Source organism: Acidobacteriota bacterium (assembly GCA_040752675.1).
GTDB lineage: Bacteria > Acidobacteriota > Polarisedimenticolia > JBFMGF01 > JBFMGF01 > JBFMGF01.
In genome coordinates, this window is record JBFMGF010000025.1 from 1 (window position 1) to 24,431 (window position 24,431).

Sequence of the window (24,431 nt, forward strand, 5' to 3'; positions counted from 1 at the left end):
TGTATCTCTTCTTTGATTTCGATATTTCATTTTCTTCTACTCTTTCTTTATGCTATTTTTTACATTTTCCAAATCTATTACTCTATCAGTAATTTGAAATTTATTCTCTTCTTCAGCCAAGCCAATCGCATTGGGGATCTACTTCGCAATCTGGGCAAACAGTATGGCACCAATTAAATACAACCTCAACTACAGGTGAGCATTTATGCTCTTTCCCCTCGATGTCGAAGCCTGTTACCATATATTCATAATCATTATTTTCATCCCTGTTTCCAACATCGAAATCTTTGAAAAGGAACTTTACCGATCCAGAGAGCAGAATCATGAAGGATTCAACAACGAAGGGATTTATCCAGGGGTACAATGCTCAGGTGGCAGTCGACGCAAAGGCCCAGATCATCGTGGCAGCAGAAGTGACCGATGAACCGAACGATAAGAAGCAAGTGAAGCCAATGGTGACAATAACCATTGACACCTTCTTCGGATTCGGTGCCCGGAATCATAGGATTACGCATCGGACTATGCAAAGTGTCTTAGCGTTATGAAACTTGCAGTCTTTTTATTCATATTTTCTGACATAAATATCTGCCTTGATTTCATCTATCGAACCATCAAAATCTTGATCGATTGCCTTTTTGCATCTACCGTTTGCAATTGGCTCCATAGAAATAATCCAAGAATCTATTTTTCTATCAAAATTTGAATCCTTTAATTCAAACAAGAACAAATGATCCTTTTTATATAACCGCCAGCAATCGATGATGTGATCCTTGTTTTTATCTATAGCATAGATAATCATTTCGTCCGTATAAAGTTCATAGAAATCTGGTGGTATAAATAACTTTGTGTAAAATCTATTGAACCTCAAAAGAAATAGGCTTATCCTTCCAGAAATTAAGCAATTAGGGGTTAATACCCGGAAAGGTGCACATAATGAAGTATATTGGAATTGATTTGCCAAAAGATATTTTGTTTCAACAGTTATGGATGAAAAAGGAAAGCTCATAAAAAAAGATATGGTATCAACGGATAGAGAATCCATAAAAAGTTTGGATTAGATATAAAAACCCCGCTTTGTGGTGCACGAAGATGCCTCAACCATCGGCGATGCGCTTGTAGAGGGACTCATCGATGACGTTAAGGTTGACGGGTACAAAAAAAGATTGACATGCTCGATCATCAGGGGTATTTTAGGAAGCCAACATCTGAGAACTCATAGTGACGGCGATGGTGTCGGAAGAGAGAAGTTTTAAACCCAAGGCTAAAGTAGATTATCTAAGGGTCTCGGTGACGGACAGGTGCCATTTCCAGTGCCCATACTGTGCTCCCGCAGTCAGGAAACTCTCGAAACATGCCGACATCCTCACATTTGAGGAGATAAAGGCGGCAGCGCGGATACTCTCCAGGCTCGGGGTGAGGAAGGTCCGTCTGACTGGGGGTGAGCCTTTGCTTCGAAAGAATATCGATGCACTGGTCAGAGCCTTGAAGTCAGTGTCAGGAATCGAGTCCGTAAATCTGACGACCAATGGTCACCTGCTATTGGAGCAGGCAGGAGCGTTAAGAGAGGCAGGTATCGATGGAGTGAATGTAAGCCTCGACAGCCTCGATAATGAAAAATACGGGAGGCTGACCGGAGGTTTTAGTTTGGAGGACTCGCTCTCCGGGATCGAAGAAGCTCTGCGCCTCCGCATCACACCGCTGAAGATTAATGTCGTCCTCATGAAAGGGGTCAACGATGATGAAGTAGAGGGTTTCTGCCTTAAAGCTTCCGACCTGGGTTGCGATTTGAGATTCATCGAATTGATGAGGACGGGAGAGAACGATTCCTTCGTTGACCGGTATTTTCTGCAAGCTGCAGTCATAAGAGATAGGTTGAAAGAGAGATTCCATCTCATCCCTTCTCAGCGTCCCGGAATCTCCGGTCCTTCTCAGGATTTCTTTTCCAGGGATCTGGGAATCATGGTCGGCTTCATCCATTCCAATGACGGGAAAAAGTGTCTCGATTGCACTAGGATGCGACTTACTTCGAAAGGGTTCCTCAAAAGGTGTCTCTTCTCGTCCGGCGGTTTTGATCTGAGGCATCTCCTCCGAAGCAAGGAGACGGAAGAGGAAATTTCTGATAAGGTAAGGCGGTTTACTCTCCTTCCTGAGATTCTGCAAGAAACGGCATCCCTCTATCATTTCTCCATGATGCAGATCGGCGGCTGATCCTGCTTCAAGGACTTCATATTTATGGTGGATGCTGAAGAAAGCATAAGAGTGCGGCTTGTCATTCCTTCTGCATCCCGTACCAGGCCATCTGGATCGCCTCAAGCTTTCCTTCCGTGACTTTATTCGGATCATCTCCAAATTCGGGGATTTCGCAGACCCATCTGTGAAGGTCTGTGAAGCGGATACTTAGCGGATCTATGCCGGGGAACCTCTCCATCAGCTTTTCTGCGATTTCCTCTGCATCCTCCCATAGAAGCTTCATGAACGATTCCTCCATGTGTTGATTGGATTCTCATTGAATGGCAATAAGTCAAAGATACTTAGAGGCGGCCTGTGAGCCTGTTTATGATCACCTTCTGCTTCAACTGGGCGATGGAGTGCGTCGGGTTCAGGTTCTTGGGGCATGCAATCTGGCAATTGAAGATAGTGTGGCAGCGCCAGACCCCGTTCTCGTCGTTGACGATGGCAAGCCGTTCTCTCGTGATCTCATCCCGGCTGTCCTGGACGAAACGGTTCGCTTTCATGAGAGCCGCTGGTCCAAGATATTCCGGATCGGTCAGCGTCATAGTGCATGACGCATAACACGCGCCACAGAGAATACAATCGATGATCTCGTTCAGCCTCTTCCTCTTTCTTGGGCTCTGGATGAACTCCTTATCCGGGATGCTCGTGCTGGCTTCCAGATAGGGTTTGATCCTCTTGTACTTTTCAAAGAACGGTCCCATATCCACGACAAGATCTTTGATGATGGGAAGGTGCGCCAGTGGTCTTATCGTGATCACCCTTGAGTTCAGGTGCCGGATTTGAGTTTCACAGGCAAGGCGGTAAGCGCCATTGATGTGCATGGCGCAGGAGCCGCATACTGCGCTCCGGCAGGAATATCTCATCCCCAGTGAACCATCCTGATTTTCCAAGATTTCGAAAAGCCCCTCCAGAACCGTCAACGCTCCCTTGACCGCCAGCTTATAATCCTGGAAAGCTGGCGCATGATCCATCGTGGGATCGAATCTCAAGATCCTGAAAGTTACTTCGCTGTGCTCTTTCATCAGTATTTCCTCTCCTCGGGTTTGTATTTTGTGATCGTGACGGTCGAGTAAGACAATTTGGGCCCATCCTTGGTGTGGGTGGCCATTGTGTGCTTGAGCCAGTTGTCATCATCTCTCTTCGGATAACCCAGGTGAAAGTGGGAACCTCGGCTCTCCGTCCTTGCAAGAGCACCTGCTGCGATGGCTTCCGCCAGGTCGATCTTTCCTTCGAGCTCGAGGTTCCTGCAAAGGTCAAGATTATATCTTCTCCCCTTGAAGTCGAGCGAGATCTTCTTGTATCGCTCTCTGAGCTCTCTGACTTTGGCGACGGCCTCCTGCATCGGCTTCGTGTCCCTGAAGATCCCGACATTCTCAAACATGACGCTCTTCAGCTCGGCCCGTATCTTTGCAGGATTCTCGCTGCCGGTGCTCGCTAGAAGCCTGTTGATCTTCTCTTCCTGTTCCTTTAGAGCCTTTTTCATGGCGGCTTTGCCCTGCCCGGTCGCCGATAGCCCTTTGGCATATCGGCTGGCGAAGTCTCCTGCGATCTTTCCAAAGACGATGGTCTCGAGGAGTGAGTTGCCTCCGAGTCTGTTGGAGCCATGAACGCTCACGCAGGCGCACTCGCCGGCCGCGTAGAACCCTTTCAGCACCGTTTCACAGTTGATGTTACAGTCGATACCGCCCATTGTGTAATGCTGTGCAGGCTGGATTGGAATCGGCGTGTCGATCGGATCGATCCCCAGGAAGTGCAGACAGATATCCCTGATTCCGGGGAGTCGCTCCATGATCTTGGCCTTACCGAGATGTCTGAGGTCAAGATGGACATGTTGGTTCTCGAAGCCTCTGCCCTCGTTGATTTCCGTCTGGATCGAGCGCGCGACGATATCCCTTGGGGCAAGCTCCATGAACTTGGGTGTGTAGTTCTTCATGAACCTCTCACCCCTGTTGTTGACGAGATAACCTCCTTCGCCTCTTGCTCCTTCCGTCATCAGGATGTTGGTTCCGATTATGGAGGTGGGATGAAACTGGATGAATTCCATATCTTTGAGGGGTACACCTGCCCAGTAGGCCACTGCCATTCCGCTTCCCGTGTTGATGATGGCATTGGTTGACTTTCCATAGGTTCTTCCGGCGCCTCCTGTCCCGAAGATGACGGCGTCGGCCATAAAAGCTTCAAGTTCGCCCGTGATTATGCTGATGGCGATGACCCCCCGGCAGGCACCTCCGTCATTGACCAGGCAGATGACCTGCCATTCCTCATAGAATTTGATATCGTGGCGGATCGCTCTCTCGTACATACAGTGGAGCATGACATGCCCGGTCGTATCCGCGCAGTAGCAGGTCCTCGGGAAGCCGGCTCCGCCGAAGGGTCTCTGGGCGATTCGACCGTCTTCCGTCCGGCTGAACGGCACGCCCCAGTGTTCCATCTCGTAGACTCGATCTGCCGAGCTTCCGATGAAGACATCCACCGCGTCCTGGTCGGCGAGGAAGTCGCTTCCCTTAACGGTGTCGAATGAGTGTCTCTCAACGGAATCGTCCTTTCCTTCGGGGTTGTTACCGAGCGGAGCATTGATCCCGCCCTGAGCGGAGACGGAATGCGACCTCAGGGGGTGGACCTTGGAGATGACGGCTGTATCACAGAGTTTGGCCGCTTCGAGGGCAGCGCGCATTCCAGCGAGCCCCCCGCCCACGACGATGACTTGATGATATTTCATTTCTGCATCCTCACTTTACGATATGCATGCTTCAATTCCTGAGTATAACGCCACACCAATTATATCCATGCAATGGACTCAGATGTGATGGCCGAAGAGTTTCGGCAGAAACCGGTAGATCCCCATGACGATGATGATAATGGCGATGACGCTCATGGCATAGAGCCAGGCTTTATGCCTTCGTGCTTCCGCGCCCACATCGACGATAATGATCCGGAACCCGTTCAATGCATGGATAACGATGCCGATGAACAGGAGGAGTTCCATCCAATGGAAGAATGGAGTTTGGACCGCTCCCATCATGGCGTTGAATCCTTCTGCCCCGGCTCGCTTGGCGGAACTGATGACAAAGATGTGGATAAAGAGATAAAGGGTGAGAAGGACTCCTGTGATCCGCTGAAGAATGAATGAAAACATTCCTACATTCTTATTGCGATTCATAGTATCGAGAAGTCTTGTGATGAGATTGGCCATGGGATCCTCCTGATTATGCCACTCGAAATGCGGTGAGAGCCGTAAAGCCGTAGACGAAAACGACGACGCAGATGACCATCATCAACCAGAAGAGGACTCTGGCCGTCAAAGGCTTCACGCCGAAGTCGAGGATGATGGCCCGGATGCCATTGACTCCATGAAACAGGGCAAAGGCCAGAAGCAGCCAGTCCCAGTTGTGCCAGAATGTCGTCTCACGAAATCGGTCGGCCACGGTCTGAAAATCTATCTTGCTATTCACGACTTTTGCAGAGAAATGGGTGATGAAGAAGTGAACTCCGAGAAAGAGTAGGAGAAACGCTCCTGTGATCCGCTGGATAAGCCAGGGCCACATCCCTATTCCCGTTCGACCCTCTCTTGTAATCATAACTCCTCCTTCATGCCATGAGTGAATGATCTCTCTTCTCAAGCCAAAAGGATTGGTGAATCCTTTCACAATGATCTTCCAAAAAATGAATGATACCGGAAAATAGATTGCCTATGGTACCAGAACAGAGATTAAAATCAAGAGAAAATAGAATGGCGTAATTGCGATAATGTCTCCAATATGATAACTTCGAATTTCAAGACTGCCTGAAGAATCAACCAAGGTCGGGAGAAAACAATGGATTCTGTCGATAGAAATCTGTTGAACGAAATTCAGAATTGTTTCCCTCTGGTGGAATACCCTTTTCACACGATCGGCGAACAGGCAGGGATCGGCCAGACAGAGTGTCTGCAGCGCATCGCGCGATTGAAACGAGAAGGGATCATCAGACAGATCAGCGCCATCTTCGACTCGGGAAGGCTCGGCTACAAAAGTATCCTTGTAGCCGCCTCTGTGGATGAGAAGGATGTGGAGGAAGTGGCGAGAGTGATCAACGAAAGGAAGGGGGTCAGTCATAATTATCTGAGAGATCATCCCTTCAACATCTGGTTCACGCTGACGCTCCCCTCGGAAAGGTCTTTCGAAGATGAGATCGGGAGAATGGGCGAAGAAGCAAGATGGAAAAAAATCCTTCTTCTTCCATCCATCCGCGTCTTCAAGATCGGCGTCCGGCTGGACATGGAGGAAGATGCTGACTCCGCACAAGAAAGAGAGACCATGGTATCAGGAAACGCGAAGTTGAAAGAAGATCTATCACAGCATGTCTCCGATACCGAGAAGAACATTGTCAGGGTCCTTCAGGATGATCTACCTCTTGTCCCATCTCCCTTCCTGGAGATGTCAAAGAGGTGCGGGATGAATGTCAATGAATTTTTAAAGAGCGCTGCCCATCTCAGAGAACGAGGGATCATGAGGAGATTCGCTGCCGTTCTTCATCATCGGCGAGCGGGTTATGCAGCAAACGGAATGGGCACCTGGGTCGTTCCGAAGGATCAGGTGGAATACTTTGGAAGAACGGCAGCAGGATTCAAGGCAGTCTCTCATTGTTATGAACGCCCCCCTTGTCCTCCTGACTGGCCGTACAACCTCTTCACCATGATACATGCCCGATCGGAACATGAATGCAAAGAGATCGCGGAAAAGATATCTGCGGAGACCGGAATCGCTGACTACCGGCTTCTCTTCAGTATAAGAGAATTCAAAAAGGTCCGTGTGATATATTTCGAGGACGATTGATCTCCCGGAGCTGCTGCCGCATCGTGACGCGCCTTTGGACATCAACCCATTCGCGCATGACTCACATTTGTGGCAGCAAAAGAGATGGCGATGGTGACGAGAAGATCTTGGATGTTACGGAGTGGTCTTCTTTTCCTGAGCATCCTTCTGTTTGTCTTTGTCCCGCTCGATCCCCTCTCTGCTTCTGAATCGCTCATCGATGAAAACGATGTTCAGGATGAGCAAGAGTCTCTTCCTCCGTTCGGAATGAAGAGGTTCGGCTATGACATATGCTATCTTCTTCAGGCTCCTGCCCGCTTTGAGAAGAAGGATTGGGGAAAGACTCTCCTTATTGTAGGAGCCGTCTCAACTCTTTATATGGCACGAGAAGATATCAGGGAGATCGCTTTGCGGAACAGGACGGATGCCAGGATGAGATTTTTCGAGGATGTGAGAGTTACCGCTAGAGGAGCTTTTGTTCCATCCCTTGCGCTACTCTTTTTGTCGTCAGGGAAGATGAGGGGAAACGACTACGATATTGAGACAGCACAGATTCTCATGGAATCGTTTGCCATGAGCGCTCTGGCAACAGGTGTGGGCTCATTCCTCATCGCTGCGGAAAGACCGGAAGATGGCGATGATGTGAAGTTCTTTCAGACAGGAGGACACGGTGTCTCGCTGGATGTCGCGCTCTCTTCCTCTTTCATCTTTCCTCTGGTCGACCGGTACTTGAGAGCGAAGGGGAATGACAGCACGGGAAAGAAAATCGGCAAACATGCCGGGAAGATTTTTCTTTTTTCCATTCCGGCCTTTGTCTCCCTTCAGAGGATGTCTGCCGATAAACACTGGGCTCCTGATGTCTTTCTGGGAGCTTTCTCAGGCCTGGCCATTGGAAAGATCCTCTCCAACGCCCACATGCGGACTGTATCGTCAAGGCTTGATATCTCCGTTTCTGGGGGAATGCTGAAACTTGTTTTCTGAGGGAGACCTGATTAGGGGATCATGTTTAAGAAGATGATAGAGGGTGAGAAGATAGAGCAAGATTTAAAGAAGATGATCCGCGGAGAAGTTTACTGTGATAATCATCACAGGATCCTCTATTCCACTGCCGCCTGCATCTACCAGATCATGCCGCTTGGGGTCGTCCTCCCGAGAGATGAAGAAGATCTGGCAAGAGTCGTTGCTTACGCAAGAGAAAACAGGATCCCGGTGACGGCCAGAGGCGCCGGGTCAGGCGTTGCGGGACAGACGGTCAACAATGGGCTCATCATCGATTTTTCTAAATACATGAATCGAGTCCTGGCTATTGATCCAGAGAAGAATACTGTGAGAGTCCAGCCAGGACTTGTCTATGACCAGCTCAACAAAATTTTAAAGAGCCATGGGCGATTCTTTCCCCCGGATCCATCCAGCGGATCCTTCTGCACCATCGGCGGGATGATCGGAAACAACGCGGGAGGGTCCCACTCCATAGCCTATGGTCCTGTCAAGGATAACATCGTTTCGATAAGAGGGATTGTGGGAACAGGAGATTTCATCGGAACGGAGAAATTGAGCTGGAAGGCCATTGATGAGCAGAGCTTCTCCGGCAATGCTCATCTCGGTCTTGCAAGACGGTTCGCCGGTATCTTGAAGGGAAAGGAGCGGATCATAGAGGCATGGAAACCGCAGGCCAACCGGAACTCCAGCGGATATAACATCTTTGATTCCGTTGACGATGGCGGCATCGATCTCGCAAAACTCTTCGTCGGATCGGAGGGGACCCTCTGCCTAGTCACAGAGGCGATCCTCAAGATCATGCCGATTCCGGTGAAGAGGGGAACGGCTCTTGCCCTTTTCGACAATCTTGAAAAAGCAGGAGAAGCTGTCGTCGAGATTCTGAATTTCTCTCCGAGCTGCCTGGAGATCATGGATCAAACGTTCGTGCGATTGATCCGCGAGGAAGTACCCGAAATGCGCGAGACTCTTCCCGGTGATTGCAAAGCCATCATTATCCTGGATGTCGACGGCAATGACGCGCGAGAAGTCGAATCAAGAATCGATGCCATCGGCGCATCGCTCCTGAAGAAACGGCTCGCCATCGAGTACAGGAAGGCTCTCGAGAATAAAGAACAGGAGAGGCTGTGGAGCTACAGGAAGTCAGCCTCTCCCATACTGAGCAGCAAGGAGGGTGTTAAGAGGAACACAAGATTCGTGGAAGATTCATCTCTCCTTCCTGAAAGACTTCCGGTTTTCATCAACGGGATGAGGAGAATCATCTCGGCGCATGGATTCGAGGTGGCAATCTTCGGACATGCGGGAGATTCAAATATCCACGTCAATCCTCTCCTCAATCAGAAGGATCCAGGAGACATCGACAAGCTCGAAAGGATCGCCGATGAAGCATCCGAGCTTGTCCTATCCCTGAGGGGAAGCCTGACCGGAGAGCATGGCGATGGGAGGCTCCGCACCCCCTACCTTCCGAAGATGTTCGGGCCGTTATACGGAACCTTTGAGGAGATCAAGAAGCTCTTCGATCCTGAAGGCCTCTTCAACCCTGGCATAAAGGTAGGGAATCCAGGATACCGCATCACGGATAACCTCCGGTACGGAAAGAGCTACTCGCGGATCAAGGCGGGATCGATCTTCGATGAGGACGAGTGGGCCATCGAGGTCGAGAAGTGCCACGGTTGCGGGACCTGCCGGCAGTACTGCCCCGTCTTTGCAGCTACTGGTGATGAAAGAGCGACTGCAAGAGCTAAAGCAAACCTCATTCGTGCGTGTATTTCCAACAGAGTAGATTCCATCTCGCTTCTCGATAGCGAGTTGAAGGAAATGATCGACCTATGCTTCAATTGCCGGATCTGCCATTCTGAATGTCCGACGAAGATCAGGATCCCGGAGATCGCATTCCTGGCCAAGGAGTTTTACTCGCAGAGGAAAGGATACAAACGTTCCACATTCTTGTTGAACAGGTCCTGTCTGCTCTCGCGATTGGGTAGCACATTTCCTGAAATTTCGAATCGGGTCATCGAGTCCCGGTTGCTGATGAAGATGAGTGAGGCTTTGACCGGAATCTCAGCATCCCTGGAACTTCCCAGATTTTCCAGGCGGACTATAGAAAGGGAGAAGGGTGTTTTCTGCCCATCGGGGGGAAGCAGGAAGGCAGCCTACTACTACGGATGCTATGCTAACTTCAACGACCCAGATGGAGAAGGATGGGGAACGATCGAAGTCTTGATAAGGAATGGTTTTGATGTTCTGCTTCCGCCGCAGGCTTGCTGTGGCATTGCGAAGATATCCAATGGAGAGATCGAATCGGTCATTCCCGATGCGCAGTATAATATCGAGGTCCTGTCGGAGCTCATTGATGCCGGATACATCATCGTCTATAGCGCCCCTTCCTGTGGGATGGTCATCGTCGAAGATTATCCGAGGATGCTTCGCACCGAAAAGGCAATAAACGTTGCTGAAAACTGCTTTGAAATCCATGAGCTTCTAATCATGCTTGAGAGCAGGGGAAAGCTCAACAAAAATTTCGGGAAGGTTAGCGGCAGGATCGTCTATCACAACCCCTGTCATCTGAAGTCACGGGGTATGGGAGGGGAAACTATCAGAATGCTCAAAATGATCCCCGCTCTGGAGATTGAAGAGATAGAGGATTCCTGCTGCGGTATGGCGGGGACATTCGGAATGAAATCGGAATACAGGAAGCTTTCCGTCGAGATCGGGAAGCCGCTCTTCGAAAGCATTAATGGTTCCCATGCCGGGACAGTGGCAACAGGATGCGGCACCTGCAACATCCAGATCAAAAACTGCACTTCGAAGCAAGTCATCCATCCTGTCTCTATTCTCGCCCAATCTTATAAATCTTTCGATGCGGATTGAACCCTAAGAATCTGGATTTTTAAAAAGAGATGTAAAAATAGTGTCAAGGTGCTATGATATAGTGCTTAAATTCAACATCATCTATTAAATCAGGCGAAAAATGGAGAAGAAGCTCATCGATATAGAGGAAAAACTCGGATGGAACAAGTATAAAGTCGATGAAACGGCTCATTTGAAGATCAAGGAACCATCCATATGCATCCAGAAATGCACAATGAAGCAATGTACTTACTGCTGTCCGGCGAAATGTTACACGCAGGAAGAGGATAAAGTGGTCCTCTCCTATGAGGGCTGCCTGGAATGCGGTACATGCCGGGTGGTCTGCTGGGAGTTCGACAACATCGAGTGGAAATATCCGAGAGGTGGGTTCGGTGTCTGTTTCAACTGGGGATAATGAAAATTTAAGAGTCGCCTCTCATGGAAAAAAAGATGTCAAAGGAGCTGAAGGAGAAAGCAAATAGGACTTGGAGTGTCGCGACCGATGATGCAGAGATCTACAAGAATGTTATGAAAGGAATCGAAGAAAAGGAGCGTTGATGAAAGAGGAGATCATCAAGAAGTTCCAGGATCTCGTTTCAAGGAATAGTAGATTCCTGCTAACGGTGCATCTCAATGCGGATGGAGATGCGATTGGGTCGGAAATCGCGCTGTGCAAGTTTCTGAAATCAAAGGGTAAAATCGTACACTTGCTGAATCAGGAACCGCTTCCGGAGGCTTATCAATTCCTCTGCGGAGATTGCTCGATCGAGGTATTTGATCCTGAACTTCATGGTTCTCTTTTCGAAAGCGCCGATGTTATCTTCCTGATAGACAACTCGACGCCTGGGCGCTTTGCCGCCATGAAAGACTATCTCCTCGGAAGCAGAGCATTAAAGATCTGCATCGATCATCATCCGGAAAGTAATCCTGTCTGGGACTTCAACATCATAATCGATGATGCCTGCGCCACAGGTGAGATCATCTACGATCTCCTCATCGGGATGGGGCAACCAATACCTCTTGACATCGCTCAATCTCTCTACGCAGCCATCATCACCGATACGGGGCATTTTCGGTTCTCCATCACGAATGCCAGGACGCACGAGATTGTTTCTCATCTCGTCCGGATCGGGGTGAACCCCCAGAAAGTCTATCAGGAGGTCTATGAGAGGATACCTCTAGAATACATCAGGCTTATGGGATGCGCCTTCGAGAACGTAACGCGGGAGGATGAAGGGAAAATCGCCCACATCGATATCACGAGGGAGATGATCGACCGGTGCAGCGCCCATCACATCGACACGTCTGACATCCTGAATCCGATCCTCACCATCGATAGGGTGAAGGTTGCCGTCCTCTTCAAGGAACTTGCCGACGGTCGGTCGAAAGTTTCCCTGCGGTCCAAGGGGGATGTTGACGTCAACCTTCTTGCCTCGGAGTTCGGTGGCGGAGGACACAAAAACGCTTCAGGGATCGTCATGAATGAAGGGCTTGAAGAAGCTAAGAGGAAGATCCTGGCCCGGTTGAGGAAAGCCTTCTCCTCATAGGAGGAGCTTTGTTGAAGATGAAGGTGAAGATTCTCCTTTTCGCCTCCTTCAGGGAGAAAGCGGGGAAATCAGAATTGATAGAGGAGATTGAAGAGGGAACGACCGCCCGGGAGATATGGGAAGAGCTCAAGAAGAGATACTCCCTTCCCATCCTGAGCGAACATGTGCTCATGGCTATCAATGAAGAGTTTGCTATGGAAGACACGATCGTGAAGGACGGCGATACCATAGCCTTCTTTCCCCCGGTCAGCGGAGGATGAGATGTACCGGATGGTCAAAGGGAAGATCAATCCCGAAGAGATCACCGCTCTTGTCCGTGGGAAGGAGAGTGGAGCATGCATCACATTTATCGGAACGGTCAGGGATAAGAGCCGGGGAAGAGAGGTCAGATATCTTGAGTATGATGCCTATGATTCCATGGCTGAAAGAGAAATGGAAAGCATCGGGAATGAGATCAGGAAGCGATGGAAGGTCTCGAACGTGGCTATCGTTCACAGGAGGGGAAAATGCGAGATCGGGGAGGTCGCCATCGTGATTGCCATATCCGCCGAGCACAGGGAAGATGCCTTCAAGGGGTGCTGGTTCGCCATTGAGCGGATCAAAAGAGAAGTTCCTATATGGAAGAAAGAATACTATGCTGACGGAGAAGCATGGATAGGAAGCAAAGCGTGACATCATGCTGAAGCTAACGGAAAAGGAACTGGAGAAATTTGATGGAACGGGAGGCAGCAGATGCTACATAGCTTACAGGGGTAATATTTACGATGTCACGGAATCTCCCCTGTTCGCCGATGCGATGCACTTCGAGCATTATGCTGGCTCCGATCTCACCGAGGCCATGGCGGATGCTCCTCACGGCGATGATGTCTTTTCAGAGTTTCCCATCGTCGGAACCCTCATCAGGTAAACTTTTAATCTTTTCACGGATCATCCTATGAAAAAAGAGTATCCCTTTCTTGTAGCAGGTGAGTGGCGGGAGTCTGACAGGAAACTTCAGGTGAAAAATCCTTTCAATGGAGAGGCCTTAGCCTGCACTTACATCCCGGGAGAGGAAGATATCAGCCTTGCCATCGAAGGGGCTGCGCTCTCCTTCAAGGAGACGAGGGACCTTCCATCCTACTTTCGCTCACGGATATGCCAGAAAGTGGCCTCCATGATATTGGAGAGAAAAGAAGAGATTGCAAGAGTCCTCTCCCTCGAAGCCGGCAAGCCGATCAGCCAGGCAAGGGTTGAGATTGAACGGGGGATCGCTACCTTCAGCGCGGCTTCCGAGGAGGCCAGGAGGATCGCAGGAGAAGTCATCCCTCTTGACTGGGAGAAGGCTTCGGAAAAGAGGTTTGCCATGACGAAAAGGTTCCCCATAGGCCCCGTTCTTGCCATAACTCCCTTCAATTTCCCCTTCAATCTCGTGGCGCACAAGGTTGCTCCTGCCGTGGCCTGCGGTTGTCCTGTCGTCATCAAACCTGCTTCGAAAACTCCTCTCTGTTCCCTGATCATTGCAGAATTGGTCCTTGAGGCGGGTTATCCTTCCAGGGCGATCAGCGTTCTTCCAGTTTCAGGAAAGGATGCGGATATTCTTGTGACCCATGACAGCTTCAGACTCGTGACATTCACCGGTTCTCCTGACGTTGGATGGGGTATTAAGGAGAGATCAGGGAAGAAAAAGGTTGTCCTGGAACTCGGCGGAAATGCCGGCGTGATTGTCCACAATGATGCCCAGACAGATTACGCCATTTCGAGATGCGTCCAGGGAGGATTCTTCTATGCAGGACAGTCCTGCATATCGGTTCAGAGGATCTACATTCATGAAGAAATCTATGAGCGATTCGTAACCGGATTGGTCGATCAGGTCTCCAGACTTCAGGTCGGCGATCCCCTCGATGAGAAGACTCATGTCGGTCCTATGATATCGGAGGAGGAAGCCATCAGGATCGAGAGCTGGGTCAGGGAAGCTGTTTCCGGTGGAGCCAGGATCCTGACAGGGGGAAAAAGGCGGGGAGCAATCTATTATCCTACGGTCCTCTCCGACACAAAGCCCGACATGAAGGTATGCTGCAGGGAGGTCTTTGCTCCACTTGTTATTGTCGACAGGTACAGGAGAATAGATGATGCCATCGCCCGGGTGAATGATTCAATCTATGGTCTTCAGGCTGGTATCTTCACAAGAGATATCGGATCCATTATCAAGGCTTTCGAAGAGATCGAGGTCGGAGGAGTTGTTACAAACGATGTTCCCACTTATAGAGCCGACCACATGCCTTATGGAGGCGTTAAGAATTCGGGGATCGGAAAGGAAGGGCCGAGGTTCGCCATCGAGGATATGACAGAGATGAGGATTCTCGTCCTCAACATGAACATCTAAGCTCCCTAAAATTGACATAATAAATTATAGATTATAAAATACTTTTGATTGATTTATGAACGGCAAATACACTCTCAGGTGCTTCGCGACGGGGCCTTTCGAGGGGAACGTTTACCTCCTTACCGGTAACAGCGGCAGGGCAGGGGCTATATTCGATCCCGGGATAGAGAGCGAATTCCTTCTCGACACTATAAAGAAGGAAGAGATTGAACTCCTCTACGTCATCAATACACATTGTCACGTTGACCATGCTGCCTGCAATGATCACTTTCTGAAGAACACAAAAGCCAAACTTCTGGTACACCCACTGGATAAGGGCTTCTTGTCGACGTTGAAAGAGCAGGGATACTTCTTCGGGGTCAGGGCAAGCAACTCTCCTCCGCCGGACATTGAACTTAAAGACGGGGATGACATCATTATTGATGGAATGACCCTGAAGGTGATCCATACGCCGGGTCATACTCCTGGTGGAGTCTGCTTCTATTTCGAGGGGAAGCTGATAGCCGGGGATACGCTCTTTGCAGGTTCCGTTGGCAGAACAGACCTCCCCGGAGGATCTTTCAACGAGTTGATCTCCTCCATCAAGTGCAAGCTCTTTGCTCTTCCAGAAGAGACAATCGTTCATCCGGGGCATGGCCCGTCTACTACCATTGGAGAGGAGAAAAAATTCAACCCATTTCTCTCGTGAAGCGGTGAAGATAGAAGTAGCAAAATATTCAGGGTACTGCTACGGGGTCGAAAGAGCTTTCAAGATGGTGAGGATGACGGCTGCTGCCAGAAGAGGGAAGATTCACACCCTTGGCCCAATCATTCATAACCGACAGGCCGTTGAGGCCTTGAATAAGAATCAGGGTGTCGAGACCGTGGAAACGCTTGATGATATCATGTCTGGCACAGTTATCATACGGACCCATGGAGTCCCTCCACAGGTGCTTGAAGATGCCAGGGCCAGAGGGCTGGAAGTTGTTGACGCCACATGTCCCTTCGTCAAGAAAGCGCAGGACTACGCTAAGCAACTGGTCGATGAGGGTTATCACCTGATCATCATCGGTGAGAGAAACCATCCGGAGGTCATTGGCATCAAGGCTCATTCTGGAGGTGGGGCAGATATCGTCGAGGATGAGGATGAGGCGAGAAAGCTGAGCGTGGATACGGAGAAGCTCGGGATTGTCATTCAGACTACCCAGGAATCGGAGAAAGTGGGAAGGATCATCGGGATCCTTTCCATGAAGACGGCGAATGTCAGAATCTACAACACGATCTGTGATGCGACCTTCCACAGGCAGTTCTCCGCAAGGGAGCTTGCCCAGAGAATGGACTCGATGATCGTAGTTGGTGGTAAACACAGCGGCAATACAAGAAGATTGTATGATATCTGCCGTGAGGTGGGAGCGGTTACGTACTATATCGAGACAGCAGACGAGATCAAGGAGGCCTGGTTGGACGGAATCGAGAACGTTGGTGTGACTGCTGGAGCTTCTACCCCGGACTTCATCCTCCAGGAGGTCATCGATAGACTGAATGAGATCGGCAGGGGGAGAGGGGCGAAAAGAAACGATGGGTAAGAGAGGGAATTCAGTAAGACGTAATGGTCTCATACCACTGCAGAGCAGATACGTTTATGGTCCAATCGATTCGAGGCGTCTGGGGAATTCTCTGGGGATCAATCCCTTTCCGCTCGGGAAGAAGATCTGTTCCTTTAATTGCATCTATTGCCAGTATGGCTTCACTACTGCCGGGATATTTTCGGATGGGAAGGCAAAGAATGGCTTCCCGGACATTGAGACCCTGAAGTTTTCTCTCAGCACGAAACTTAAGAACCTGAAGGAATCCGGAATAAAACTGGATTTCATCACCTTTGCCGGGAATGGTGAGCCCACCCTCTATCCGGAATTCCCCAGGCTTGTGGATGCGGTTAAAGAACTGCGAGACGAGTATTATCCCGGGGCGAAGACGGCTATTCTTTCGAACTCCACGCTGGCCATATTCCCGAAAATCAGGGAAGGGCTCAACAGGCTCGATGAAAGGATTATGAAGCTGGATGTGGGAACCGAGGAATTGCTCAGGCGAGTGAATGATCCTGTGGACAGGATGACGTTGCAGGAGATCATAACAGGTTTGAAAGAATTGAAGGATTGCATTCTGCAGTCTCTATTCATCAAGGGGTCCGCATCGAACTCTGATGACGATTCAGTTATGGAATGGATAGAAGCAGTGAGGCTCGTCAGGCCGAAGTTCGTTCAAGTTTACAGTATCGACCGGGTTCCTGCAGACAGAGGGATCGAGATCGTGGAGAGAGAAGAGCTCGAGGAGATTGCAAGGCGACTAACGGCGGAAACAGGCACCCCCTCGGGAGTTTATTGAAGTGGATGACATTCATGATTTAGGGAGCAAGTGATGAAAAATATATGGTTGATCTTACCATGGGTGGTTGCGGTCGTGGGGGCTGCAGCATCCTTTTTCATTTCCTGGATATTGAATAACAGGTTGGGAAAGAAAAGTCTGGGAGAGAGCAGGAAGAAGGCGGATGAGATCCTGAGAGAGGCCAAGAGAGAAGCAGAGAAGCAGAAGAGGTCTGCCATCCTGACGGCAAAGGAGGAGTGGTTTCACACGAAGAACAGAATGGAGCAGGAGCTGAAGAACAAGATGGGCTCCCTCCAGAAATTCGAGCGAGACCTCAAGAACTGGAGCAGTAATCTCAAGGAGATGGAGGCGTCGCTCAAGAAGAGGGATGAATTATTCAAGGAAAAGGAGAATCGACTCCGGGCTTCCATGGACGAGCTGAAACAGAAGGACGAGCAGATGAACAGGCTGCTGAAGGAGATCAACGTTAGATTGGAGCGGCTCTCTGGATTAACTCGTGACGAGGCAAAGAGGCAGCTCCTGACGAATCTGAAGGCGGAGACTCGATTCGAAGCGGTACAGATGATCAAGGAGATCAAGGACGAGGCGCAGAGGGCCGCCGATGCAGAGGCGATGAAGATAATCGCCCTGGCGGTTGAAAGACTGGCCACCGACTGCGTCACTGAAAAAACGGTTACGTCGTTCACCCTTCCTGCGAATAGCAACGTAAGGGGCAGGATCATCGGCCACGAGGGAAAGAATATCAAAGCCTTTGAAAAGGCGACAGGCGTCCAGCTCATCCTCGATGAGACTCCGGGAGTGGCGATTCTTTCCGCCTTCAATCCCATCAAGAGGGAAATCGCGAGGAGCACTCTTGAGAAGCTCCTCAAAGATGGAAACATCCATCCCAGAAAGATCGAAGAGATCGCAGAGAAGATGAAGAGAAAGGTCGAAGAACAGATCAGAGTGGCCGGGGAGGAGACAGTCAAGGAACTCAACGTAAAGGGTATCAATCCCGAGCTCATCAATTATCTGGGACGGTTGAAGTTCAGGAGCAGCTATGGTCAGAACGTCCTGGAGCACTCAAAGGAAGTGTCATTGCTGACCGGAATGATGGCATCAGAGCTGGGACTCGACGTCAGAATGGCAAAGCGCGCTGGTCTCCTCCATGATGTCGGAAAGGCCATCGACTACGAGCGGGAGGGAACGCATCCTGAGATCGGAGAAGAGCTGGCCCAGAAGTTTGGAGAACCAGAGGTTGTCGTCAATGCCATTGCTTCCCATCATGAAGACGTGGAAGTCATCTCTCCAATCTCCGTCCTTGTCTCTGCAGCCGATACACTCTCCGGAGCGAGGCCTGGAGCCAGAAGAAAGAGTGTTGCCGAATACATCAAGAGGATCGAAAAGATCGAGTCCCTTGCTAACTCCCTCGAGGGAGTGGAACAATCCTATGCCATCCAGGCTGGACGTGAAATCCGGGTAATTGCTAAGAGTGACAAGGTGGATGACGCTCATGTGGCTCTCCTGGCTTCCGATATCGCACAGAAGATCCAGCAAGAGATGGACTACCCAGGGAAGGTCAAGGTGACCGTCATCCGGGAGATGAGAGCCGTAGATTATGCAAAATAGCGAGTGGAGAAACGATGACACAGCTTGATAAGGCCAGAGCGGGGATCATAACACCCGAGATGCGCGAAGTTGCGAGATCTGAAATAGTGGATGCCGAACTTCTCAGGGAGAGGATTGCGACCGGAAGGGTTGTTCTCCCCGGGAATAAAAATCATCAGTTCCATGCCATCGGGATTGGGGAGGGGTTAAGGACCAAGATCAACGTCAACCTCGGAACGTCGCAGGAACATATATCTCTGGATGAAGAGATAAAGAAACTCGAGATTGCGGTGGAACTCGGCGCAGACAGCGTCATGGACCTGAGTACAGGCGGGGATCTGGACAGGATCAGAAGAGAACTCCTATCCCGTTGTCCGGTGCTTTTCGGCAGCGTTCCGATCTATGACACCGTTATGCAACTCTTAAATGAAGGGAATACGATCTATGAGCTTACGTCGGATCGGCTCTTTCGCACGATCGAAAAGCATGCAGCCGATGGAGTCGATTTCATCACGGTGCACTGTGGCGTCACGAGAAGGACTATCGCTCATCTGGAACGCAAGAAGAGGATAGCCGGGATCGTGAGCCGTGGGGGATCCATCCTGTCGGCATGGATGAAGAATAGAAATTGTGAGAATCCGCTCTATGAAGAGTTTGATCGCCTTCTTGAGATTGCAAAGAAATACGACGTGACCCTTAGCCTCGGCGATGGATTGAGACCGGGTGCCATATCAGATGCCAGCGATGCATCACAGATCGACGAGCTCGTGACGCTCGGCGAGCTTTGCGAGAGAGCCTGGGAGAAGGGGATCCAGGTCATGGTGGAAGGGCCGGGGCATGTCCCACTCGATCAGATCGAAGCTAACGTCGTCATGCAGAAGAGGGTCTGTAAGGGTGCGCCATTCTATGTTCTGGGACCGCTTCCCCTGGACATCGCGCCTGGTTACGACCATATCGCAGGAGCGATCGGAGGCGCAATCGCTGCGGCTGCAGGTGCGGATTTCCTGTGCTATCTGACTCCAGCGGAACATCTGAGGCTGCCGACGGTCGAAGATGCGCGGGAGGGAATCATCGCTTCCAAGATAGCGGCGCATGCTGCAGACATAGTCAAGGGGATCAAGGGAGCTAGGGAGAGGGATGACGAGATGTCCAGGAGGAGAAAACTTCTCGATTGGGAAGGGATGTTCCGTCTTGCCCTCGATCCGGAAAAAGCCAGGAAGATGAAGATGGAAAGTGAAGCCTATGCCAAGGAGTTCTGCTCCATGTGTGGGACTTTCTGCTCCATCCACATTTCCAACATCTCCGAGAAGAAGACTAGATAAGATCTCATTGGCAATTAAAATATGGAATGGACAACAAGCGAAATCCTCATGAATGGGTGATATAGATGAAGGAGGCGAAGAATACAGGGGAAGATGGAGTCAATGACAGGAGGCTCGGCGATGAGTGGCTCGAGTGGGAAGGGAACCTCTCCAACTATAACGGGATGATCGATGAGGGAAAGAGGACTTTCCTCATCTTTACCTTCGGCATCTATTTCCTCCTGCTCATCGGATCATTCCTCTTTCTCTATCTAATTTATCCGCGACTCTATCAGCTTGCCGAATGGCTTCCGAAGGCTGCACTCACCGCTCTCATCGCTTTCTTCGGTCTTATTATGATATGGTTGGTTCTGACTGTCATGACTGTTATCATGGGACGGAACTTTCTCCTGTGGTTCGTAAGGAAATCCTACCTCATCAACTTATTCTTTCGCATCTCCGCTAGACTTGGAGAGAAACTCGGGATCTCCAGGGACAGAATGGGCAACTCCTTCATCAAGGTGAGTAATGCACTACAGAAATTCATCTGCAGGATAAGCAGAGGTGAGAACCTTCTGATCCTCCTTCCGAGGTGTCTGGAAAAGGATGTAAGGAAGAAGGTCCAGGAAATCTGCGCGAAGTATAACTGCAAGGCCTTCATTGCTTCGGGGGGAGATGTGGCGAGGAAGATCATCAAGGAGATGAAGCCGGTGGCCATCATCGGGATTGCCTGTGAGAGAGACCTCGTGAGTGGCATCGAAGATACGACGCCGAAGATCCCTGTCATCGGCATCGAGAACAAAAGGCCCGAAGGTCCATGCAAAAATACATTCATCGATGTTGAACTCTTTGAGAGGACCCTTATGTCGCTTCTTAACAGGAAGTCCGATCTGTCTCTGCAGGGCCGCTAATAGTTCCAGGTCGTTCCGGTCATAATAGTCAATAGAGATCGGTTTCTTTTAATGTAAAGATGAACACGGCATCATTAATCCTTATATTTTCTGCTCTGTCCACGGCCGTCTTCCATACACTCATCCCTGATCACTGGCTCCCCTTCGTCCTGATCGGAAGAGCCAGGAACTGGTCGATTAGGAGGACCATCTTCATCAGCGGTCTCTCCGCATGCCTCCACATCTTTCTATCGCTCCTGCTCGGGCTTCTCGGGATGGTCATCGGTCTCGGAACTTCCATGGCGGCAGGAGAGACACTCGAAAAGATCTCAGGAATACTCCTGATCCTGTTTGGAGCTATCTATGCATACTGGGCATTCAGAAAGGGCGGACATTTTCACATTGGAGGGGAGATGGTTCATGTCCGTAAGCACCATCGGGAAGCCCCCGATGCTCCTCACCCTGGAAGGGATACGCTTCACTGGCATAAGGACTATGCACTGATCACCGGAGAGCTGGAAAAAAGCGACCTCTATCTGGCCATGATCATCGGGCTCAACCCGTGCATCATCATCTTCCCCATTCTCTTTGCCGCCGCTTCTTATGGTCCTGTCATCGTCAGCACGGTAATCGTCTTATACTCCGTCTCCACGTTTCTAATGATGATGGGCTTAACGGTCCTCGGATTGAAGTGGGCCATGAAGATCGAGATGAAGTTCTTTTCAAAATACGGTGAGATCCTGAGCGGCATCCTTATCACCTTTATGGGTATCGTCTTCCTCTTCCTCGAATTATAAATCGCCAGTGCAATAATGGATTCGCAGATTGGCCTGAACCCATTTCTGAAAGTACCGATGCGTGGTAGATCCTGCATAGTATTCCTTCGGGATCATCTTCCACTGACAACCTGTGCGAAGCAGATACAGCATGCCGTTCAGAAGCTTCCGCCTGTTCGCCGGCGGCCGACCTGCTTTCTTCTTTCTTGCCTTTTGCTTCGGAAGCAACACCTCCACTTTCTCCCAGAACTCGTCACTTACATCCTTCCAGCCAGGCTTTTGAGGAAGCCGTGGTCGAAACTAGATCCTCTTCTTTTTTCTCATTATAGTTCCCCTCCACGGGAAACTATTACATCAACCAGACCTCCTTGTAAAGTGATTTAGAGACGTGCTCTTAAAAGAGAATCGCCAAGTGCGGGGAAGAACCGGGAGGAAGACGAAGAGGAAAAAGGTGAAAAGAGGAGGCAGGAGGGGAAAGTAGGTCAGCGATGGATGAATTCGTAAGGTGAGGTGATGGAAGCGGGGGAACGCGGAGGGAGAATCTGTTCTTCTTCTCCGGCAGTGAGTGGTCCACCGCATCTGTTGCACTGCATGATGATTGAGCCGAAAGAGCATTCGTTTTCGGCAATGTTTCCACTTACGGTCAGGGAAGGTATTTCTACGCCGGGGCAGAATAGTCTGGCGATAACCTGCCCTCCCAATGCTGTTGGAGTGGAAAGTTTAGTTGAAAATGAACCCTTCCCATCTGTAAAGGATGTCGCAGTGGAGCCTGGCGCTATGAGGTTGGTTTCCGGGACCTTGCCGATCAGTTCTACCCTGACAAGGGAAAGTGGTAGGTCGGATGGGCAGACGACGGTTCCGGAGACGGTTAGCTCTGAGTAATCGGACTTGATGCGAGCCTCGATGTGACCACTCTCTCCTTTCAGTCTGACTCCGCCAGCTTCATTAATCTCAACGTCGGCTTTCAGCGCAAGCATGATGGTACCAGGTTTGATCAGGTCCTTGAGAGGATATTTGAAGGTTTTGCAAATTGTAGTTCTTTTGATGGCGATTCCTTCAGGCGGCGCGTATACTCCCTTTTCCCTTCCGATCTTCTTTCCATTGCAGGAGAGAGCAATCTGGTACTTAAAGGAAGCCGAATAGTTCTTTTCGCTTCTCGAGAGATCGAAGCAAACGTTGATGGAGACCGTCTGTTCCATATCCAGCTCTTTCATCCCTTCCGGATATAGGAGCTCCACTCTGACGTTAATCTCTTCAGCCGCGAGAGGGAACGGGAAAAGGGAAACCAAAGAATAACAAATGAGGATTGTAAAGACGGCGATGTTATGATGATTTCTTTTCATAGGCCGCATATCGGATTTCCATTCGACGAGTTCCTGAACTATATAAAGCCTTATATGATACATTTTGAGACGCCTAATTTCAATAACTGTCAGAGGTCATCTTTTTACGATCACGACGGTTCTGTCGTCCACATAGCTGCAGCCTCTCGAAAACCTCTCCACCTTCTCGAAGATCCGTTTGGTTATCGATTCCGATGATTCACCGATGTGCTTCAGTATGACGCGTTCGAGCCTCTTAATTCCGAAGAGATTGCCCTCATGGTTCGATGCTTCCGTGATTCCATCGGTATAGATGACCAGGATCGTTCCATGCTGGAAGTTGACGAACCCTCTCTCATACTTGGCCAGTGGGTTCGGACCGAGCACCAGCCCCCCTTTTTTCAAATGCAGCATCATATCCTTGCGGAAGAGGATGGGAGGCGGATGCCCCGCGTTGCAGTAGATCAGATTCCCGTTCGCCTCGAATTCGCCATAGAAGAGGGAGATAAACTTCGTTGCCAGCGAACTCTTGCTGATGATCCGGTTCAGCTTCTCGATGGTCTTGATGATCTTGAAATGTTCCTCTATCCCCATCCTGAGACCGGTGATGGCATCGCGCGCCTGAAGGGCAGCGGGGAATCCATGTCCGCTCGAATCGGCCACCGCCACGCCGAGGACTCTGTCCGAGATGGGCAGGAAATCGTAAAGATCTCCTCCGACATCCTCGGCAGGGATTGACATTCCATAGATGTCATAATCGGCAAACTTCGGGAAGGAGCGGGGCAGGATGCTCTGCTGGATTTTCTTGGCTTCCTGTATGATGTCTTCCAGCTCTTCCTGCCTGAGTTTGAGGTTGATGACGTGGCGGATCGTGTTCAGGGAGTAGATGACATCCTCCCGTTTGATCCCGGGTCTCAGAGTGAAAGCGATGATATGCCTGTTCTCCTCGCCGATCGCGATGGCGGCAAAGAAGGAGACGCCCACCACTCTTTCTACCCTCCGGTCGAAACCGGGATCGTTCTCATCCATGATGACGAATCCATGCTCGAGAAGATCCTGGAGTGGCTTGTAAGTAATGGAAATCTTATACCCGGGTCTGACCTTCTTTCCTTCAAGGGAATATTGATGGATCAGCACGTAGCTGTCGTTGCTGGACTTGTAGAGCCTTCCCCCGACGAGGCCCATCTCTTCGTGAAACTCATTGATGAGTCTCTTCAGGATGTCGAACAGCGTTTTTGAGATATCCTCCGAGCGCTCGATCTCGCGTATCGTCTTGTGCAGTTTTCGGAAGAGGACTTTATAATTCATGAGTTCCTTCCCTGCTCAACAGCTTGTAGTAGGTCTTTTTAATATTACCACACGCTCTTTTTTGATCAAAAACTATTCATAAGCAATGTGCGTGGCAGCG

Annotated in this window: 27 protein-coding genes and 1 pseudogene; 19 read left to right on the top strand and 9 right to left on the bottom strand. The window is 50.1% G+C overall.

Going from position 1 to position 24,431, the window contains the following annotated elements; translation table 11 throughout:
- Positions 1-323: 323 nt before the first annotated feature.
- Positions 324-545: a hypothetical protein gene (locus AB1756_02485; protein MEW5806206.1), complete on the top strand. Its 222-nt coding sequence runs from the start codon at positions 324-326 to the stop codon at positions 543-545.
- A gap of 14 nt (positions 546-559) precedes the next feature.
- Here the strand turns inward: AB1756_02485 and AB1756_02490 are convergent, their stop codons facing one another.
- Positions 560-721, bottom strand: a complete 162-nt coding sequence (locus tag AB1756_02490; protein MEW5806207.1) for a hypothetical protein — start codon at positions 719-721, stop codon at positions 560-562.
- A gap of 355 nt (positions 722-1,076) precedes the next feature.
- Here AB1756_02490 and AB1756_02495 point away from each other — a divergent pair, with 355 nt between their 5' ends.
- Positions 1,077-1,253, top strand: coding sequence for a hypothetical protein (locus AB1756_02495; GenBank protein ID MEW5806208.1), 177 nt, complete (start codon positions 1,077-1,079; stop codon positions 1,251-1,253).
- Entirely contained in the window at positions 1,228-2,208 is a 981-nt protein-coding gene (moaA, locus tag AB1756_02500) for a GTP 3',8-cyclase MoaA (protein MEW5806209.1), read from the top strand. Before AB1756_02495 ends, moaA begins: the two co-directional genes overlap by 26 nt.
- Before the next feature lie 61 nt (positions 2,209-2,269).
- On the opposite strand, the gene iscX is transcribed toward moaA, so the two are convergent.
- From iscX to sdhC (AB1756_02525), 5 genes are all read right to left on the bottom strand, one after another.
- Positions 2,270-2,473: a Fe-S cluster assembly protein IscX gene (gene iscX, locus AB1756_02505; GenBank protein MEW5806210.1), complete on the bottom strand. Its 204-nt coding sequence runs from the start codon at positions 2,471-2,473 to the stop codon at positions 2,270-2,272.
- Between the two features lie 58 nt (positions 2,474-2,531).
- Positions 2,532-3,257, bottom strand: coding sequence for a succinate dehydrogenase iron-sulfur subunit (locus tag AB1756_02510; GenBank protein ID MEW5806211.1), 726 nt, complete (start codon positions 3,255-3,257; stop codon positions 2,532-2,534).
- Positions 3,257-4,954 carry an FAD-binding protein gene (locus AB1756_02515; GenBank protein ID MEW5806212.1) on the bottom strand — a complete coding sequence of 566 codons (1,698 nt, stop codon included), beginning with the start codon at positions 4,952-4,954 and terminating at the stop codon, positions 3,257-3,259. The genes AB1756_02510 and AB1756_02515 overlap by 1 nt, the downstream gene beginning before the upstream one ends.
- A gap of 78 nt (positions 4,955-5,032) precedes the next feature.
- Positions 5,033-5,428, bottom strand: coding sequence for a succinate dehydrogenase, cytochrome b556 subunit (gene sdhC / locus AB1756_02520; GenBank protein ID MEW5806213.1), 396 nt, complete (start codon positions 5,426-5,428; stop codon positions 5,033-5,035).
- A gap of 13 nt (positions 5,429-5,441) precedes the next feature.
- The gene (gene sdhC, locus AB1756_02525; protein ID MEW5806214.1) at positions 5,442-5,813 is read right to left on the bottom strand and encodes a succinate dehydrogenase, cytochrome b556 subunit; all 372 of its coding nucleotides are present in this window, start codon (positions 5,811-5,813) and stop codon (positions 5,442-5,444) included.
- A gap of 237 nt (positions 5,814-6,050) precedes the next feature.
- Here sdhC (AB1756_02525) and AB1756_02530 point away from each other — a divergent pair, with 237 nt between their 5' ends.
- The 16 genes from AB1756_02530 to AB1756_02605 all read left to right on the top strand — a co-directional run bounded on the left by AB1756_02530 (position 6,051) and on the right by AB1756_02605 (position 21,722).
- Positions 6,051-7,049 carry an Lrp/AsnC family transcriptional regulator gene (locus tag AB1756_02530; GenBank protein MEW5806215.1) on the top strand — a complete coding sequence of 333 codons (999 nt, stop codon included), beginning with the start codon at positions 6,051-6,053 and terminating at the stop codon, positions 7,047-7,049.
- A 111-nt stretch (positions 7,050-7,160) separates the two neighbouring features.
- Entirely contained in the window at positions 7,161-8,009 is an 849-nt protein-coding gene (locus AB1756_02535; protein ID MEW5806216.1) for a hypothetical protein, read from the top strand.
- A 21-nt stretch (positions 8,010-8,030) separates the two neighbouring features.
- Positions 8,031-10,895, top strand: a complete 2,865-nt coding sequence (locus AB1756_02540; GenBank protein ID MEW5806217.1) for an anaerobic glycerol-3-phosphate dehydrogenase subunit C — start codon at positions 8,031-8,033, stop codon at positions 10,893-10,895.
- A gap of 100 nt (positions 10,896-10,995) precedes the next feature.
- Positions 10,996-11,289 carry a 4Fe-4S dicluster domain-containing protein gene (locus tag AB1756_02545; GenBank protein ID MEW5806218.1) on the top strand — a complete coding sequence of 98 codons (294 nt, stop codon included), beginning with the start codon at positions 10,996-10,998 and terminating at the stop codon, positions 11,287-11,289.
- A gap of 142 nt (positions 11,290-11,431) precedes the next feature.
- Positions 11,432-12,421 carry a bifunctional oligoribonuclease/PAP phosphatase NrnA gene (locus AB1756_02550; protein ID MEW5806219.1) on the top strand — a complete coding sequence of 330 codons (990 nt, stop codon included), beginning with the start codon at positions 11,432-11,434 and terminating at the stop codon, positions 12,419-12,421.
- Between the two features lie 17 nt (positions 12,422-12,438).
- Positions 12,439-12,681, top strand: coding sequence for a molybdopterin converting factor subunit 1 (moaD, locus tag AB1756_02555; protein ID MEW5806220.1), 243 nt, complete (start codon positions 12,439-12,441; stop codon positions 12,679-12,681).
- Between the two features lies 1 nt (position 12,682).
- The gene (locus AB1756_02560; GenBank protein MEW5806221.1) at positions 12,683-13,093 is read left to right on the top strand and encodes a molybdenum cofactor biosynthesis protein MoaE; all 411 of its coding nucleotides are present in this window, start codon (positions 12,683-12,685) and stop codon (positions 13,091-13,093) included.
- Positions 13,094-13,097: 4 nt separating this feature from the next.
- Positions 13,098-13,328 carry a cytochrome b5 domain-containing protein gene (locus AB1756_02565; GenBank protein ID MEW5806222.1) on the top strand — a complete coding sequence of 77 codons (231 nt, stop codon included), beginning with the start codon at positions 13,098-13,100 and terminating at the stop codon, positions 13,326-13,328.
- Between the two features lie 27 nt (positions 13,329-13,355).
- Positions 13,356-14,783 carry an aldehyde dehydrogenase family protein gene (locus AB1756_02570; GenBank protein MEW5806223.1) on the top strand — a complete coding sequence of 476 codons (1,428 nt, stop codon included), beginning with the start codon at positions 13,356-13,358 and terminating at the stop codon, positions 14,781-14,783.
- A 55-nt stretch (positions 14,784-14,838) separates the two neighbouring features.
- Positions 14,839-15,471: an MBL fold metallo-hydrolase gene (locus AB1756_02575; GenBank protein MEW5806224.1), complete on the top strand. Its 633-nt coding sequence runs from the start codon at positions 14,839-14,841 to the stop codon at positions 15,469-15,471.
- A 4-nt stretch (positions 15,472-15,475) separates the two neighbouring features.
- A complete protein-coding gene (ispH, locus tag AB1756_02580) occupies positions 15,476-16,348 on the top strand; it encodes a 4-hydroxy-3-methylbut-2-enyl diphosphate reductase (protein ID MEW5806225.1) in 873 nt (290 codons plus the stop codon).
- Positions 16,341-17,147: a radical SAM protein gene (locus tag AB1756_02585; protein MEW5806226.1), complete on the top strand. Its 807-nt coding sequence runs from the start codon at positions 16,341-16,343 to the stop codon at positions 17,145-17,147. The genes ispH and AB1756_02585 overlap by 8 nt, the downstream gene beginning before the upstream one ends.
- A 33-nt stretch (positions 17,148-17,180) precedes the next feature.
- The gene (rny, locus tag AB1756_02590) at positions 17,181-18,755 is read left to right on the top strand and encodes a ribonuclease Y (protein ID MEW5806227.1); all 1,575 of its coding nucleotides are present in this window, start codon (positions 17,181-17,183) and stop codon (positions 18,753-18,755) included.
- Positions 18,756-18,769: 14 nt separating this feature from the next.
- Positions 18,770-20,056 (top strand): phosphomethylpyrimidine synthase ThiC, encoded by a 1,287-nt coding sequence (gene thiC / locus AB1756_02595; protein ID MEW5806228.1) that lies wholly within the window; start codon positions 18,770-18,772, stop codon positions 20,054-20,056.
- 65 nt (positions 20,057-20,121) lie between these two features.
- Entirely contained in the window at positions 20,122-20,946 is an 825-nt protein-coding gene (locus tag AB1756_02600) for a DUF116 domain-containing protein (protein ID MEW5806229.1), read from the top strand.
- Positions 20,947-21,005: 59 nt separating this feature from the next.
- Entirely contained in the window at positions 21,006-21,722 is a 717-nt protein-coding gene (locus AB1756_02605; GenBank protein MEW5806230.1) for a hypothetical protein, read from the top strand.
- On the opposite strand, the pseudogene AB1756_02610 reads toward AB1756_02605, so the two are convergent.
- The 3 genes and pseudogenes from AB1756_02610 to AB1756_02620 all read right to left on the bottom strand — a co-directional run bounded on the left by AB1756_02610 (position 21,717) and on the right by AB1756_02620 (position 24,331).
- Positions 21,717-21,950 (bottom strand): annotated as a pseudogene (locus tag AB1756_02610) (transposase). The gene AB1756_02605 and the pseudogene AB1756_02610 overlap by 6 nt on opposite strands.
- A 233-nt stretch (positions 21,951-22,183) precedes the next feature.
- Complete coding sequence (locus tag AB1756_02615; GenBank protein ID MEW5806231.1) at positions 22,184-23,044, bottom strand: hypothetical protein; 861 nt, start codon at positions 23,042-23,044, stop codon at positions 22,184-22,186.
- Positions 23,045-23,140: 96 nt separating this feature from the next.
- Positions 23,141-24,331 (bottom strand): PP2C family protein-serine/threonine phosphatase, encoded by a 1,191-nt coding sequence (locus AB1756_02620; protein MEW5806232.1) that lies wholly within the window; start codon positions 24,329-24,331, stop codon positions 23,141-23,143.
- Between the last annotated feature and the right edge of the window lie 100 nt (positions 24,332-24,431).

Excerpts from the sequence above, each read along its gene's own strand:
- moaA (MEW5806209.1), top strand. The coding sequence starts at position 1,228 with ATGGTGTCGGAAGAGAGAAGTTTTAAACCCAAGGCTAAAGTAGATTAT.
- thiC (MEW5806228.1), top strand. The coding sequence starts at position 18,770 with ATGACACAGCTTGATAAGGCCAGAGCGGGGATCATAACACCCGAGATG.
- AB1756_02550 (MEW5806219.1), top strand. The coding sequence starts at position 11,432 with ATGAAAGAGGAGATCATCAAGAAGTTCCAGGATCTCGTTTCAAGGAAT.
- AB1756_02565 (MEW5806222.1), top strand. The coding sequence starts at position 13,098 with ATGCTGAAGCTAACGGAAAAGGAACTGGAGAAATTTGATGGAACGGGA.
- AB1756_02600 (MEW5806229.1), top strand. The coding sequence starts at position 20,122 with ATGAAGGAGGCGAAGAATACAGGGGAAGATGGAGTCAATGACAGGAGG.
- AB1756_02485 (MEW5806206.1), top strand. The coding sequence starts at position 324 with ATGAAGGATTCAACAACGAAGGGATTTATCCAGGGGTACAATGCTCAG.
- AB1756_02540 (MEW5806217.1), top strand. The coding sequence starts at position 8,031 with ATGTTTAAGAAGATGATAGAGGGTGAGAAGATAGAGCAAGATTTAAAG.
- AB1756_02535 (MEW5806216.1), top strand. The coding sequence starts at position 7,161 with ATGTTACGGAGTGGTCTTCTTTTCCTGAGCATCCTTCTGTTTGTCTTT.
- AB1756_02545 (MEW5806218.1), top strand. The coding sequence starts at position 10,996 with ATGGAGAAGAAGCTCATCGATATAGAGGAAAAACTCGGATGGAACAAG.
- iscX (MEW5806210.1), bottom strand. The coding sequence starts at position 2,473 with ATGAAGCTTCTATGGGAGGATGCAGAGGAAATCGCAGAAAAGCTGATG.
- AB1756_02510 (MEW5806211.1), bottom strand. The coding sequence starts at position 3,257 with ATGAAAGAGCACAGCGAAGTAACTTTCAGGATCTTGAGATTCGATCCC.
- AB1756_02615 (MEW5806231.1), bottom strand. The coding sequence starts at position 23,044 with ATGAAAAGAAATCATCATAACATCGCCGTCTTTACAATCCTCATTTGT.
- AB1756_02560 (MEW5806221.1), top strand. The coding sequence starts at position 12,683 with ATGTACCGGATGGTCAAAGGGAAGATCAATCCCGAAGAGATCACCGCT.
- AB1756_02530 (MEW5806215.1), top strand. The coding sequence starts at position 6,051 with ATGGATTCTGTCGATAGAAATCTGTTGAACGAAATTCAGAATTGTTTC.
- AB1756_02570 (MEW5806223.1), top strand. The coding sequence starts at position 13,356 with ATGAAAAAAGAGTATCCCTTTCTTGTAGCAGGTGAGTGGCGGGAGTCT.
- AB1756_02515 (MEW5806212.1), bottom strand. The coding sequence starts at position 4,954 with ATGAAATATCATCAAGTCATCGTCGTGGGCGGGGGGCTCGCTGGAATG.
- sdhC (MEW5806213.1), bottom strand. The coding sequence starts at position 5,428 with ATGGCCAATCTCATCACAAGACTTCTCGATACTATGAATCGCAATAAG.
- AB1756_02575 (MEW5806224.1), top strand. The coding sequence starts at position 14,839 with ATGAACGGCAAATACACTCTCAGGTGCTTCGCGACGGGGCCTTTCGAG.
- AB1756_02605 (MEW5806230.1), top strand. The coding sequence starts at position 21,006 with ATGAACACGGCATCATTAATCCTTATATTTTCTGCTCTGTCCACGGCC.
- rny (MEW5806227.1), top strand. The coding sequence starts at position 17,181 with ATGAAAAATATATGGTTGATCTTACCATGGGTGGTTGCGGTCGTGGGG.
- sdhC (MEW5806214.1), bottom strand. The coding sequence starts at position 5,813 with ATGATTACAAGAGAGGGTCGAACGGGAATAGGGATGTGGCCCTGGCTT.
- AB1756_02585 (MEW5806226.1), top strand. The coding sequence starts at position 16,341 with ATGGGTAAGAGAGGGAATTCAGTAAGACGTAATGGTCTCATACCACTG.
- AB1756_02620 (MEW5806232.1), bottom strand. The coding sequence starts at position 24,331 with ATGAATTATAAAGTCCTCTTCCGAAAACTGCACAAGACGATACGCGAG.
- moaD (MEW5806220.1), top strand. The coding sequence starts at position 12,439 with ATGAAGGTGAAGATTCTCCTTTTCGCCTCCTTCAGGGAGAAAGCGGGG.